Raw genomic sequence first — 12,813 nt, forward strand, 5'->3', positions numbered from 1 at the left:
GCAATAATAGGAGTTTTCAGTCTGCAAATATGCGCTCCAAAAAAGTTACTATTTCAGACCAAGCAGAGGTGGTAGCACTAGAATCATAACGATAACCGTCGTCGCGCATAAATGTATGTTCTGCTTCATACAAAAAAACTTGGTGAGGTATGTTAGCATTATCAATTGCTTTTATTATGGTTTGGCGATCGCTCTCTGGTATATGAGGGTCAAGAGTACCGAATACCATTAGCATCTCGCCTTTGATTTCACTTACTCTCTGGATTGTATCGGCTACCTCCTTACCCAGTTTACCACTGGGAATACCAGTAGGGTAACAGCAAACACAAGCCCGAATTTCGCTTTGAAATGCTGCACGGAAAGCTAAATGTCCACCAATACAAAAGCCGAGAGTGCCTATTTGATTTGGAGAAACCGCACTCTCTGTTTTCAGAAATTCAATCACAGCAAGGCAATCGGCATCATAATCAGCTACGGAGGTTCGACGCGCATCGTCATTACCCCGCATTCGTCCAAGATCGTCTGGCTCAATTACTAAACCAACTGGCTCAATTCGGTGAAAAATTTCTGGCGCTGCTACTACATAGCCGTATCCTGCTAAGTAGTTAGCTAGACGAATCATTGGATCACCTAACTGATAAATATCACTGTAGAAGACAATACCAGGGTATTTTCCTGCTGCTTTGGGAGCTGCAACATAAACACGCATTAAGCTGCCATCTACTCTTAACTCAAGATTGCGCTTAGTGATTTGCACTTTTTTACCTCCGTGTTACGCTTGCTGTCATTAGCTTTTACACTGTAGCGCCGCAGTATCCGGTTGCTTTCAACCCACAATTTGGCGTTCTTTTATCATCACTGCGATCACTTAATATCCTCAATGAAAGTTTGTTGCGATCGCCTTAATAGTTAATAAATAAGTATTAAATGTTATAAAGTAATGAATTTGGCTATTTAGATCATCTGTGATATGAATCAAAAAAATATTCTTACTTGGGGTGATGTAGCTTACGCTTCACGAATTGCGACTGGAGGATCAAAGCAGGAATGGGAAGCTTTAGAACTGATTTGGCAAGCATGGGAAATAATAATCCACGCTGGACTTGCGACTTATTCTAACAAACGTGAGCTTTTGCAAGTAGTTATAAGGTTTTTTGCTATTATAAGTTTTTATCTAGAATTATTTAATGATTATTGTTGGAAATATTATGTTTATAATTACAGCGTAGAGTGGCTTAAAGCTATTAAAATAACTAATGAGTATAATGAATACATAATCGATTGTGTAGATGCTTTAGACTGCCCTCTAGTACTGAAATCTGAACCAGATAATCTACTTGTGTACTTTGTCGATAATGCTTTAAAACAAGTAATGCAAGTGCTGATGGATAGGCTAGACAGTGACTCAATGCTATTTAAATCTGTATGGGAAATTAACCACCAGCAGTTTAAAGTAGATGGAGATATATATGAGTTGCAGAGAATAGAAGCTGAACTAATTAGTGAGAATATATTTTTGGATAAGATCGTCAACTTAGCCGAAATATATGAAAGTTATAATCAAAATAATGGATTTCTTAGAGATGAAACTGCAATTATAGAAATATTTTTTTACGAAGATAATGCAGACGCAGAATGGATGAAATGCACAAATAATAAATATTTTCAGCAATCTCAAGAAGTTATAGATGCTACTAATAAATTTGTGGCTTTTTTTCCTGTTATCAAATAAACCCTAACTTTTCTCTCAAGCAATGTTCTGAAATAATTGGGTTTGATGAAACAGATTTAAAACGGTGGATACGTACAATTAATCGCAAAAAACAAGTAATTTTAAGCGGTTCGCCTGGAACAGGAAAAACTTATCTTGCTGAAAAACTTGCTCAACACTTAATCGGTGGTGGTGATGGTTTCTCAGAACTTCTGCAATTTCACCCCACATACTCTTATGAAGACTTTATTCAAGGTATACGTCCTCAAAGCCAAGATGGAAAATTAACATACCCATTGCTTCCAGGCAGTTTTCTAAAATTCTGCAAAGAAGCAGAGTATCATCAAGGAACTTGAATTTTAATTATTGATGAAATAAACCGCGCTAATCTCGCACAAGTTTTTGGCGAACTAATGTACTTACTTGAGTACCGAGATAGAGAAATTCTATTAGCTGGCGGTAACAGGTTTCGCATCCCGAAAAATGTCCGCATTATTGGGACAATGAATACAGCAGATAGGTCTATTGCAAATATAGACCATGCACTCCGTCGTCGCTTTGCATTTATCGAACTTCGCCCAAATTATGATGTCCTGCGACGTTATCACCTAAAAACAGGTTTTGCAGTAGAGGGATTAATTAACATTTTACAGCAATTAAATCAGGCGATCGCAGACAAAAACTACGAAATTGGTATTTCATTCTTTTTAACAGACAACCTACGTGAAGATATAGAAGATATATGGCGCATAGAAATTGAGCCATATTTAGAAGAGTACTTTTTTAACCAGCTAAAAAAAGTAGATGAGTTTCGCTGGGATGAAATCAAGAATAAACTATGGATATAAACCCAGCACAACCAATAATTATTGAACTTACAGAATACGAAAATAAATTATTTCCGCTTGATAAAATACCCTATTCAGCCGTAGTCGAGTTATATGAGAAATACAAAACACAACTAGATATAGAATTTCCTACCTATACAACGAGACAACATTGGAAACTCAAAGCTAAAGGATGGGTAGGTTACATTCCTGTCACTCCTGAATTGCATCTAAAAATAAATCCGAAAGTGCCGATCCAAAACCTCTGCGGAATGCTGGAATATGCCTACAATTTTAAAGGTTTTCGCTTTCTCGAAGGGCTAATGGATTGTGAATCTCTAGAGGACTTTTATAATAATCTGGCTCAGATATTATCCCATAAAGTTTTAGAGCGATGCCGCAAAGGATTATATCGTACTTACTTGCCTAAAACACAGCAGCTTTCTTATGTGCGGGGAAAGCTAGATGTGCAACAGGTAATCCAAAAGCCGTGGAATGTTAAACTTAAATGCGATTACGAAGAACATACGGCTGATATTAAAGAAAATCAAATCCTGGCATGGACACTTTATATCATTGGTCGTAGCAGTTTATGTTCAGAAAGAGTATCACCAACAGTACGAAAAGCTTATCACGCTCTACAAGGATTAGTAACGTTGCAACCTTGTAGTGCAAAAGATTGTATCGCCAGACAGTATAATCGCCTCAATCCCGACTATCAACTATTACATAATTTATGTAGATTATTTTTAGAAAATAGTAGTCCCAGTCATGAAAGGGGAAATTACAAAACCCTACCTTTTCTCGTTGATATGGCACATCTATATGAGCTTTTTTTTGCAGAATGGCTTAAGAAAAACACGCCACAAGGCTATTTTTTCAAACAGCAACATCCAATAGAAATTAGTCAGAATCGGCATTTCAATATAGATATATTACTGTGTGATGCTGCTACTGGCAAAACAATAGCAGTTTTGGATACAAAATATAAAGCCCCTGAACAGGCAGGATATACAGATATTCATCAAATGATCAGCTACGCCAATACAACAAAATGCGAGCAAGCCTTTTTGATATACCCCAAAGACTTGACACAGCCACTAGATATTAAAAGCGATCAAATCCGAGTCCGCAGCCTCACCTTTTCCCTAGATGATCATCTTGATTGCGCGGGTCAAACCTTCTTAAAAAACCTTTTTCTCCTAATCCCTTCAGAACTCACACCAATAATTAGTAAAGGGGATAGATGACATTCGCTTGCTGCGAAACACCCATCCCCGAATAGCTGCCCAGATGATGAACCTGGAATCTATAGTCCGGTATCTAATCATCCAAGTATCGTCTGAGATATATGGATTGTCACTGGGATAGATACTGATTTAGAAGATATCTACCAAAAGATGCACTGTTGATTAACCCCTTTTTCTCTCTCCCATCGCCAACAGCGCTGTCCCGTAAGCTGCTTCTGTGTAAACTGACGCTACTACAGGAATCTGCAAATTACGCGCTCTAATCGCAGTCCAAGTATGATTCGCTGCACCACCGCCAGCAGTATAAACACGGCTCAATTTGTCTGCTCCCATTTGTTGTAATAATTCATACCCTCGCGCTTCTATGCGGGCAATGCTTTCTAACAACCCATGCAGAAATTCCACTGGATTTTCTGGGCGTGGTTCCAAGCGTGGGTGTAAATTGGGATCATTAATCGGAAAGCGATCGCCTACCTTCAACAACGGATAATAATCTAACTCGCTGGCTTTTGATGCATCAATCTCCCGGCTAAGGCTTTCTAACTGAGCGTTTGTGAAAAATTGCTTTAGTACTGCACCTCCAGTATTAGAAGCACCACCAGTCAGCCACAAATCACCTAACCGATGGCTGTAAATCCCATATCTGGCATCTTCTACACGGGTACGACTTAACAACTTTAGTACCAACGTTGAACCAAGGGAAGTCACGGCTTCACCAGGTAATTTTGCCCCACTGGCGAGAAAAGCAGCAATACTATCAGTTGTACCTGCACACACCAGACAATCGCGGCAAAAACCGAACTTATCGGCAATTTCAGGACGCAATTCGGCAATCGGAGTCCCAGGAGTTAAAACTTTGGGTAGCTGAATTGGTATTTGCAACAATTCTTGCCATTCTGGGTATTTCAACTCTTCTACGTCATAACCCAGCTTTAAAGCATTATGGTAATCGCTAATACCCAACTGTCCATGCAGAAGAAACGCCAGCCAATCTGCTTGATGCAGGAAATATTTAGCTTCACTAAAAGAAGGTAATTGCCTCATCCACAAAAGTTTGGCTAGGCTGGAGGTGGCACTCAACACGGTATGATTGGGGGGTGCTATACTCCTCAAATGCTCTAGCACCAATGATCCCCGCGCATCGTTGTACAGCAATGGTGCATCTGTTGGATTGCCAGCAGCATCAACCAGCAAAACGGTGGAAGAAGTCCCGTTGATTGCGATCGCTCTAATTTCTCGCCGTAATTGCTCAGGTATTTGTTCCACCAACGCAAACAAAGCCTCCTGCCAAATTTTTGGCGTAACGGCATTTGGTGAGTCATGGAAGGGATATCGCACCTCTGCCTGAATACAAGAGGCTTCCTCGTCAATCACTACACCGCGTGCGCCAGATGTGCCGAAGTCGATACCCAGATATAAATTCATAATTTTTATAAATTTTTTTAATGGAGAATAAATAAGAACTACTGACTAATAACTGCTTTTGTTGCATCTTGTAACAAGATATTCCACAATCTTGGCAAAACAAGGAAAAGTAGTAAACGAACTGTTCAAAATCTATTCAGGTTAGGAGGTTTTCAGCCATGCCTATCTTAGATACTCTGTACATTGCTCAGATATCTTCCATCTCAGATACTCAAGTCTACATCGCTCTAGTTGTAGCCTTGATCCCAGGAGTTCTAGCTTGGCGATTAGCCACAGAACTTTACAAATAACGCTCCGATGTGACACAGTTAAAAAGCTAATAATCCTGGCAGTACGGGGTGCAATTTCCAGACTTTATGGCTTTATGTCATAAGTACCTAGAAACCTTGCACTTACGTAAGCCAGGTTATTTTTTAACTAGTGCGACACTTGTAGCTATTTCAAAAAAATGAAGTAATATGACAGCTAAATCAAGCATTCAGGAGTGCTGAGTGCTAATTCAGTTCCGAGTATCGAGTGCTGAGTGAGATTTCCAACTCATAACTCAGCACTCTTGATAGTGCTTCCCTTCACTAAGCGAGGTTATCTTTTAGCATCATGAACGCGATTCAACCCTCCAGACCACCGTTACAACCTATACAAAAACGTCGGGTCATTTCTCGGCCAAAACGGCATCTTCGTCAACGTTCTTACCAAATGATGGCACTGGAAAGCACAGCCAAAATAGCGGTCAATCTTGTGATTACAGCCGTTGCAGCATCTGCTTTAACACAACTCTTGCCTTATCATTGGTTACAGCAAGAAAAATTGCGAGAAATGAGTACTGAAGTCAAGCTGATGGAAGGACATGTCAATGGTTTACAGGTAGAATTTAGCCGTAACTTTGATCCGCAAGAAGCTAAAATTATTAGACAACGACAAGGATACAGATTCGATCCCAGCCAGCGTCAGATCGTGTTGATGAATCAAGATCGCCGAGAAGATGAGCAAACAGACTCATCACCCTAAGAAAAATGGCGAATTTGGGATTATTGAGGTTTATTGTGATTCAGATTACGTATAAACGGGGTGTTAATTTATATTATTGTTAATAAGTAATGGTTAATAGCTAATTTTTGAATAGCTATGTAGTTATCATCTATTAGTCATTAGCGATACAGCGTCGCTTCGCTACAAGACGCCAAGGGCGAACGCTCCAATTAAAAATTCAAAATTCAAAATGAAGAATTTACTTTTTGAATCTTGAATTTGCAAAAAGGACTAATCTACCAATTAAGACGCTGATTGAGATAGTAGCTCGTCTAGCCAATTTTCAAGTTGTAAACGCAAGCGACAACCAGTAATATCCTTATTGTTGTCAAGAGACGGTAGTGTAGTAAGGGCGCGACGATAATCAGCGATCGCACAATTCCAGTCGCCCCAAAGATAGTAAGTCCTGCCGCGTTCAGCCCAGATATGACCTTCTAGTTGACCGAAAAGCAGTGCTAGCTCAAAATTCTCAATTGCCACCTCGTATTGCCCCAAATCACGCCAGGTAATGCCTCGGTTAATCCACGCCCGAATATGGCGAGGATTGAAATCAATCGCTTGATCGTAATCAGCAAGTGCTGTTGTTAATTCTCCAGAAGCAGCGTAGTAATTTGCTCGGTTATTATAAGCACTAGCTAAATAGGGATTAAGCTTGAGGGCGGTGTTATAGTCGTAAAGCGCTTTTTGCCTTTCACCACTTTGGAAATAAATTAACCCTCGGTTGTTGTAATCAACGGCATTATGGGGGTGGCGAAAAATTAGTTGGCTTAAAAGTGCGATCGCTTCAGTATAATCTCCTTGTTGAGCTAACTTTAAAGCAAAAGAGCGTAAGTAGCTATCCTCGAAAGTAGATTCGCTGTGATCGTTTTTCCTCCGCTCTTGAAGTTTGTTTGTAGTATTTAGAACATACTTATATTGGTTACTTTGCTGGTCATCGTCAGCTAAAAATGAGTGACTATTCATCTTTTCCTGCTTGAAATCCCTGCTTTTTTAAATAAAAGTCTAGTTTTTTAACGCTGGTGGTTTTACCACTGTCTCTATTCTCAAGGTACTTATGGTTACTTTAAAGCCATCTTAAGACTGAGATTTAAACTACTCACACTAGTAGAAATCTACCCCTTAAAAAACAATTGCTCCTCAAACCTAATCATAGATACTTGATCCCGAAGATGAATTCCAGAAATAGCAGACGTTAATCTCAAAGACTAGTCAAGTAGTGAGAGCAGCAAATTGGTAGAATGCCAACAAGCCGTTCGTTTAAAGAGGGGATGAGCAAGCAGGGGAAGCAAGGGAAGAGTAATTAATACCCAATGCCCCATGCCCCATTCCCTAAATTCAATTTTTAAGTTTTGAGAAATTTTCTGATGACAACTGCAATTTCCTATCCCAATGCCCCTGATTTAGCAACCGATGATTACATTGTGATCGGCTTGGCAACCTGCTTCGTCAAAGAAGATGGAGAAGTTTATCAAATCGAAGTTATAGAACCGATTCCCTCTGCGGCTTTGGAAGCGCTTTTAAAGGGTATTCCTACCTCCTATAAGCTGGCTCATGCCACAACTTTGGGATCTGTGCTGGATGGCGATTCACAACTGCTGCCAGATGGCTTTCCAGAGTCGGCTCAGTTTGGAGAGGAATTTGTGCCACGGGTATTTGCAGCAGCTCGTACCTACAAGCGTCGTGAATCTGCAAAATCCCTGATTCCATTAGGTACAAACTACACTGAATTTAAATATTCCATTGAGCGGAAACGGGTGTTAAACGCCGCCAGAGTTGTCACCAAAGAAGACAATATTAAACAGCATTCTCACACTCACAAAGTGCTTTAAGTAATTATGCTAAAACTTTACGGTGGCACTCGTAGTCGAGCGTCAATTGTTCACTGGTATTTAGAGGAATTAGGAATTCCCTACGAATTCGTCAAGCTTGATATGCAGGCGGGTGAACATCTCCAGCCTGCATATTTGGCAATTAACCCATTTGGTAAAGTCCCAGCAATTGTTGATGGGGATTTTCAGCTTTGGGAATCTGGGGCAATTTTGCTGTATCTTACCGATAAGTACAGTAAAACTCCACTTTCACCAGAGGAACGTGCTGTATTTTCCCAATGGGTGTTGTTTGCTAATGCTACCCTTGGCCCAGGGATTTTTGGAGAGGAGAATCGAGAACGGGAAATGCCCCGCTTGTTGACTCCCTTAAATGAAATTTTCAGTAAGCAACCTTTTTTACTTGGCAATGAGTTCACTGTTGCTGATGTAGCAGTAGGGTCTATTTTGAATTACATTCCCATGATACTGAAGCTAGACCTCAGCCCCTATCCAGCGGTGTTGAATTATATGAAGCAGTTATCTGAGCGTCCGGCATTTCAAAGAAGTATTGGCGGACGGACTTAAAATAATTCGTAATTCGTAATTCGTAATTGAATTTTTAACTACGAATTACGAATCTTTTAACGATAATTTGTAAATTGCAAAGCAACTGGGTAGTCTTCTTGTTTTAGCCGCTGCATGACAACTTGCAAGTCATCTTTAGATTTGGCAGAAACCCGCACAGCATCCCCTTGAATTGAAGCTTGTACCTTTTTAAATTCGTCCCGAATCAATTTGGAAATTTGTTTGGCGATTTCCTGACTGATGCCTTTTTTGAGTTTGATTTCTTGACGCACGCGATTACCACTTGCTGATTCAACCTTGCCAAAATCAAAGATTTTTTGCGAGAGGTTACGCTTGGCGGCTTTTTCTCGCAGAATGGTGTGTACAGAATCTAAGGTAAACTCGCTGTCAGTACTAACGTTAATGCTTTCTTCAACTAACTCGACAGTAGTTTCAGTGTCTTTGAGGTCGTAACGACCTTTGATGTCTCGTATAACTTGATCGACAGCGTTAACCAACTCTTGTCGGTCAAAGTCGCTCACAATGTCAAAGGAAAAAGTAGAAGCCATAAAACATTTTGGATTTTAGATTTTGGACTTCGACTTCGCTCAGTCGAACGATTTTGGATTGGGAAAACTCTTCCCCAGTCCCCAGTCTCCATGCCCCAATTAACTAGTAGCTTGGATGATGCTCAAGAAAAAGAGAGTGGCACAGCCAAGGATGCCAATGGCAAACATAAGCGAGCCTCTTTCAGAGGAGCTACGCTAACGCAAAAGGGGTATATTCAAAATATAAAAAATCGAGTATAGGAAACGGGCGACCACAAATGCGATCGCAGCTACTTGGGCTGTAAAAGAATTTATACCAGTTACATAAGCCATCAATGCGGCTGCGGCAAATATCATAAAGGCTTCAAAGGTGTTCTGATGTGCCCAAGTAGCCCGTTGGGCATAAGGTGGCAATTTATCAAACATGTCGCGAGGAGTAGAAAACATTTCATACCCAATACGCGCACGGGCATAAGCTACTAGCAAAAATGGCACGTAAATTAGAACGGCAGCAGCAGCGATCGAGTACAAAAAAATTATCATTACTTATTAGTCGTTGGTTATTAGCCATCAGTCATCAGTCATCAGTCATTAGTCAAATACAAATGACAAAAGACAAATGACAAATGACTAATCAAAGTAGAAAAGCGTCACCACTTTTCTTTGTTCTTCTGCATCCTGACAAGTTTGTAACAGGGTGCGACTGTCGTGAAAGGCAAAGCAGATTAGTTGCTGGCAACGAGAGACAATCTCCTTGTTGCACAAGTAACTAGCTTCCGCCAGAGACAGATTATCATTACTGGGATTTTCGACTAGATGCATTACCTGTTCTAGTTGCTGGCGCGATTCTAAAGGCTGGCGTTCCAGGCTTTGGGGTAGAATCACTGTCAACAAATTTGCATCAGCCCGCGTTGCTCCCTTGATGGCCGCTGAATTCGTACCTGTAGCACCAGAAGTAATGATTCGATTACCCGATAAAACTAGGGCATAAGTCATCATTTCAATAAGATTCTGATGCGTAATCGGTACATGACGAGAACCCAGCAAGGCAATTCTTTTAGAACCCGTTTGCTGGATTGTAGCCAGTTCTTGCGCTAATGTATCGAGGTTAATAAGGTCTGTTGATTGGCTCAAAGATGGAGATAATCAGACTAAACGACCCAGATATTTTACCAAACAGCGTGTAGATGCGAGGAAAACTTAAGTTAGACATTGCGACTAATTTTCGATTCTTTGGTTCAGTAAGTCCATTACTTGGGAACACCAAGCTAGCCAATGTGTTTCATAACTAATGCCATTTAGGAGAGTTAAATACTGAAATTTGCCTGTTTCTGGCAGTTCTTGCGGATTTTGAAAGTAATGCTGTTCTAACTCCTTATACGTAGACAATTTTTTTTGATGGGCTTTTTGGTGATGTTCTAGCTCTGCCAAGATAATTTGCTTAGGAACAATATGACCAGCAAAAATTTTAACTAGTAAATCATCTTTAATCGGTGTGGGTTCACAGGGTTGAGCAATCCACTCTTTGAGATGCTGTTCTCCCAAATCTGTAACGCTGTAGAGCCTTTTATCTGGCCGTCCGGCTTGAAAAATCGACTCAGAGCTGATCCATCCTCGATCTTCTAGCTTCGACAACTCCCGATAAATCTGCTGGTGACTTGCTGACCAGAAAAAGCCTACAGAGCCATCGAATCTTTTTGCTAAATCATACCCACTACAGGATGCCTCAACCAGAGCCGCTAATATTGCGTGCGCTAATGCCATAATTTTTAATTCACTACTTGACTTATGCAACTAATTGCATAAAATGTTAATATGCAATTAGTTGCATATTAACTTAACCAACAAGGAGTGAGAGATGCCTCAAGTAATACCGGGACGATTTACAGCCGAGATTAATGAACCTTTTGTTGTGTTTCTGATTGGGATGCGAATTAATAAATTATTCGCTTTTTCCAAATGGATTCCCACAGCTATGGCAATGTCACCCATGCTACAAAGCCTGAATCAGAATCCCGAAAAAGGGTTTTTAGGAGGAGAAAGGTTTATCTATCCGCGAGGGGTAGGACTGATTCAATACTGGCGATCGTTCGACGATTTAGAGCGTTTTGCTAGAAATCCAGCCGATGCACATTTAAAAGCTTGGCAAAGGTTTAATCAAGCCATTGGTGCTGATGGCAGTGTCGGCATTTGGCACGAAACCTATTTAATTGAACCGGGAAGATATGAGGCGGTTTACGGAAATATGCCTGTCTTTGGATTAGCTGCTGCAACTAAGCATGTCCCAGCTATGGGGCGGAAGGAAACAGCACGCCGTCGCCTGGGAGGTGACGGCGAACCAGCTGTACCATCACCAGCAATACAGCCTCCTAACTGATAACTGAGCATAGATGCTCTTAATTGTCGAGGTTGATGAATCTAAGACAATGCCGCTGCGGGAGTTAAACCTAGTTTAGATAACAGGCGGTCAATGTCAAAATGCTCAGACATCAGCTGGCGAATGAACTGAACCTTAATCGGCTCATGGAGGCGGACTTGCCCGAAAGTGCGGTCAACAATTTCTACAGTGGTGAGGGTGTCTAAGTCAACAGATAAAATGGGGATTTCTAGTTCTTCAGCGCGACTGAGAATGAACGGTGGGGGCGGTAGTTGTCCTGTGAGAATTAAACATTGGGTAGAAGTTTCTAAAGCCGCTTGCTGAATTTCCACCCGATCGCCTCCTGTCACCACTGCCATATTCCGGCGTTTGCGGAAATATTTTACAGCTGAATTGACATTCATTGCTCCAATTGCCAGACTTTCTACTAACAAATCCATGCGATCGTTGCGGCAGAGAACATCAGCCTTTAACTGCTTGACTAGTTCGCCAACACTGACGCTGCGAAGCAAATCGCTATTCGGCAGCATTGCTAACACTGGAATCCCCTGCTGTTCCAAAAATGGGCGCAAAAGAGTATCAACAGCTTCTAGTTGAGTGACAGGAATATCATTGATTACAACTCCAATCAAGCGATCGCCCACACGCTGTTTTGCAGCCAATAGCGCCTCAACCGAAAGCAACGATTTATAGCGGGCTACTAACAGCACACCAGCATCCAATACTTCAGCCATTTGCAGTAAAGACAAGTCAAACAAATTGCCTTCGGACAAATCACCAGGCCCCTCCAATAACACCAAATCTCCTTGAGACTTATGTAAATATTGCTGTATTAGGGACTGCTGATAATCGGTTTTGTCTTCCCCCTGCAAGCGCTTTTGCACATTTGGTTCATCCAAAGCCAGCATTGTAGGTGCAACGCGGTTTTCCGGCAAATTGAGGCTAAGAGCGATGAACTGGACATCTTCCTCAATTACGGTTCCACTAGACGAATTGAAAGACGTACCGAGTGGTTTACCGTAGGTAATATCCAGACCTTTTTGCTGTAGCTGATGAGACAAACCCAGAACAGTTGCAGATTTACCGCTGTAATTCTCGGTCGATCCAATCAGCAAATATTTAGGGGATTTTGGCACACATGCACTCCTAATTTCAAAAGTCAGAAGAACCCAGCTAGGTGTTTCCTAATTCTAGTTCCTTCTGGCAAAAGCCTCTCGCTCTCACAAATTAAGGTTTCCCAGAATTACCTTCTGATTGAACAAGCAAGGGTAAGG

At 41.1% G+C, this 12,813-nt stretch carries 14 protein-coding genes and 2 pseudogenes; 8 read left to right on the forward strand and 8 right to left on the reverse strand.

Features of this window, described 5'->3' with window-relative positions; all coding sequences use genetic code 11:
* Positions 1–16 precede the first annotated feature (16 nt).
* Complete coding sequence (locus HWQ40_RS35120) at positions 17–757, reverse strand: dienelactone hydrolase family protein (RefSeq protein WP_292787217.1); 741 nt, start codon at positions 755–757, stop codon at positions 17–19.
* Positions 758–970: 213 nt separating this feature from the next.
* Between HWQ40_RS35120 and HWQ40_RS35125 the strand changes: the two genes are divergently transcribed.
* From HWQ40_RS35125 to HWQ40_RS35135, 3 genes and pseudogenes are all read left to right on the forward strand, one after another.
* On the forward strand, positions 971–1,732 hold the full coding sequence (locus tag HWQ40_RS35125; protein WP_292787219.1) for a hypothetical protein: 762 nt from the start codon (positions 971–973) through the stop codon (positions 1,730–1,732).
* 35 nt (positions 1,733–1,767) lie between these two features.
* A pseudogene (locus tag HWQ40_RS35130) lies at positions 1,768–2,559 on the forward strand (AAA family ATPase).
* Positions 2,550–3,788: a restriction endonuclease gene (locus tag HWQ40_RS35135; protein ID WP_292787221.1), complete on the forward strand. Its 1,239-nt coding sequence runs from the start codon at positions 2,550–2,552 to the stop codon at positions 3,786–3,788. Before HWQ40_RS35130 ends, HWQ40_RS35135 begins: the two are co-directional and overlap by 10 nt.
* Positions 3,789–3,950: 162 nt before the next feature.
* Here the strand turns inward: HWQ40_RS35135 and HWQ40_RS35140 are convergent, their stop codons facing one another.
* Positions 3,951–5,213, reverse strand: coding sequence for an FGGY-family carbohydrate kinase (locus HWQ40_RS35140; protein ID WP_292787223.1), 1,263 nt, complete (start codon positions 5,211–5,213; stop codon positions 3,951–3,953).
* 200 nt (positions 5,214–5,413) lie between these two features.
* Here HWQ40_RS35140 and psaM point away from each other — a divergent pair, with 200 nt between their 5' ends.
* Together psaM and HWQ40_RS35150 are read left to right on the forward strand one after the other, a co-directional pair.
* Positions 5,414–5,503 carry a photosystem I reaction center subunit XII gene (psaM, locus tag HWQ40_RS35145; RefSeq protein WP_040630342.1) on the forward strand — a complete coding sequence of 30 codons (90 nt, stop codon included), beginning with the start codon at positions 5,414–5,416 and terminating at the stop codon, positions 5,501–5,503.
* A 307-nt stretch (positions 5,504–5,810) separates the two neighbouring features.
* Positions 5,811–6,221 (forward strand): hypothetical protein, encoded by a 411-nt coding sequence (locus HWQ40_RS35150; protein WP_292787226.1) that lies wholly within the window; start codon positions 5,811–5,813, stop codon positions 6,219–6,221.
* A 264-nt stretch (positions 6,222–6,485) separates the two neighbouring features.
* Here HWQ40_RS35150 and HWQ40_RS35155 read toward each other — a convergent pair whose 3' ends face one another.
* Positions 6,486–7,205: a tetratricopeptide repeat protein gene (locus HWQ40_RS35155; RefSeq protein WP_292787228.1), complete on the reverse strand. Its 720-nt coding sequence runs from the start codon at positions 7,203–7,205 to the stop codon at positions 6,486–6,488.
* Positions 7,206–7,606: 401 nt separating this feature from the next.
* Between HWQ40_RS35155 and HWQ40_RS35160 the strand changes: the two genes are divergently transcribed.
* Both HWQ40_RS35160 and HWQ40_RS35165 read left to right on the forward strand, forming a co-directional pair.
* Entirely contained in the window at positions 7,607–8,071 is a 465-nt protein-coding gene (locus HWQ40_RS35160; RefSeq protein ID WP_292787230.1) for a hypothetical protein, read from the forward strand.
* Between the two features lie 6 nt (positions 8,072–8,077).
* Positions 8,078–8,635 (forward strand): glutathione S-transferase family protein, encoded by a 558-nt coding sequence (locus HWQ40_RS35165; RefSeq protein ID WP_292787232.1) that lies wholly within the window; start codon positions 8,078–8,080, stop codon positions 8,633–8,635.
* A 56-nt stretch (positions 8,636–8,691) separates the two neighbouring features.
* Here the strand turns inward: HWQ40_RS35165 and HWQ40_RS35170 are convergent, their stop codons facing one another.
* From HWQ40_RS35170 to HWQ40_RS35185, 4 genes and pseudogenes are all read right to left on the reverse strand, one after another.
* A complete protein-coding gene (locus tag HWQ40_RS35170; protein ID WP_012411046.1) occupies positions 8,692–9,183 on the reverse strand; it encodes a YajQ family cyclic di-GMP-binding protein in 492 nt (163 codons plus the stop codon).
* Positions 9,184–9,282: 99 nt separating this feature from the next.
* Positions 9,283–9,705: pseudogene (locus HWQ40_RS35175) on the reverse strand (MAPEG family protein).
* 87 nt (positions 9,706–9,792) lie between these two features.
* On the reverse strand, positions 9,793–10,296 hold the full coding sequence (locus tag HWQ40_RS35180; protein ID WP_041565591.1) for a hypothetical protein: 504 nt from the start codon (positions 10,294–10,296) through the stop codon (positions 9,793–9,795).
* Between the two features lie 84 nt (positions 10,297–10,380).
* Entirely contained in the window at positions 10,381–10,926 is a 546-nt protein-coding gene (locus tag HWQ40_RS35185) for a PadR family transcriptional regulator (protein WP_292787233.1), read from the reverse strand.
* A gap of 94 nt (positions 10,927–11,020) precedes the next feature.
* On the opposite strand from HWQ40_RS35185, the gene HWQ40_RS35190 reads away from it, so the two are divergent.
* Positions 11,021–11,539, forward strand: a complete 519-nt coding sequence (locus HWQ40_RS35190) for a DUF4188 domain-containing protein (RefSeq protein WP_292787235.1) — start codon at positions 11,021–11,023, stop codon at positions 11,537–11,539.
* Between the two features lie 41 nt (positions 11,540–11,580).
* On the opposite strand, the gene HWQ40_RS35195 is transcribed toward HWQ40_RS35190, so the two are convergent.
* Complete coding sequence (locus HWQ40_RS35195) at positions 11,581–12,675, reverse strand: phosphotransacetylase family protein (RefSeq protein ID WP_292787237.1); 1,095 nt, start codon at positions 12,673–12,675, stop codon at positions 11,581–11,583.
* Positions 12,676–12,813: the final 138 nt, after the last annotated feature.

This window comes from Nostoc sp. NMS9, from assembly GCF_017114995.1.
Taxonomy (GTDB): domain Bacteria; phylum Cyanobacteriota; class Cyanobacteriia; order Cyanobacteriales; family Nostocaceae; genus Nostoc.

Coding starts and splice junctions, on each gene's coding strand:
- HWQ40_RS35125 (WP_292787219.1), top strand. CDS start 971: ATGAATCAAAAAAATATTCTTACTTGGGGTGATGTAGCTTACGCTTCA.
- HWQ40_RS35135 (WP_292787221.1), top strand. CDS start 2,550: ATGGATATAAACCCAGCACAACCAATAATTATTGAACTTACAGAATAC.
- HWQ40_RS35140 (WP_292787223.1), bottom strand. CDS start 5,213: ATGAATTTATATCTGGGTATCGACTTCGGCACATCTGGCGCACGCGGT.
- HWQ40_RS35150 (WP_292787226.1), top strand. CDS start 5,811: ATGAACGCGATTCAACCCTCCAGACCACCGTTACAACCTATACAAAAA.
- HWQ40_RS35155 (WP_292787228.1), bottom strand. CDS start 7,205: ATGAATAGTCACTCATTTTTAGCTGACGATGACCAGCAAAGTAACCAA.
- HWQ40_RS35160 (WP_292787230.1), top strand. CDS start 7,607: ATGACAACTGCAATTTCCTATCCCAATGCCCCTGATTTAGCAACCGAT.
- HWQ40_RS35165 (WP_292787232.1), top strand. CDS start 8,078: ATGCTAAAACTTTACGGTGGCACTCGTAGTCGAGCGTCAATTGTTCAC.
- HWQ40_RS35170 (WP_012411046.1), bottom strand. CDS start 9,183: ATGGCTTCTACTTTTTCCTTTGACATTGTGAGCGACTTTGACCGACAA.
- HWQ40_RS35185 (WP_292787233.1), bottom strand. CDS start 10,926: ATGGCATTAGCGCACGCAATATTAGCGGCTCTGGTTGAGGCATCCTGT.
- HWQ40_RS35190 (WP_292787235.1), top strand. CDS start 11,021: ATGCCTCAAGTAATACCGGGACGATTTACAGCCGAGATTAATGAACCT.